We start from the raw sequence: 266 nt of genomic DNA, 5'->3' as shown, positions 1-266 counted from the left end.
TGCTCGGGGGCGCCGGGCCACATCGAATCCGAATGCGGGTAGTCGGCTTCCCAGCAGATGTTGTCCACCCCGATCTGATGGCGGGTGGCCACCCCGACCGGATCGGCGATAAAGCAGGTCAAGAAGTGCTCGCGAAACACCTCCGAGGGCAGTTTGCCGCCGAAGTCCTGGCCGGTCCAGGTCGAATGCATCTCAAAGGTGCGATCCACCCGCTCCAAAAAGTACGGAATCCAGCCCGTCCCACCCTCAGACAACGCGATCTTCAG

Annotated in this window: 1 pseudogene; it reads right to left on the bottom strand. The window is 62.0% G+C overall.

Going from position 1 to position 266, the window contains the following annotated elements:
* Nucleotides 1-266, bottom strand: a pseudogene (locus ABQE93_RS27075) (amidohydrolase family protein); the annotation flags it as partial.

It is taken from the genome of Mycolicibacterium sp. XJ662 (assembly GCF_053484035.1).
Note: the sequence above shows the minus strand (reverse complement) of the source record. Positions and strands in the feature narration are given on the sequence as shown.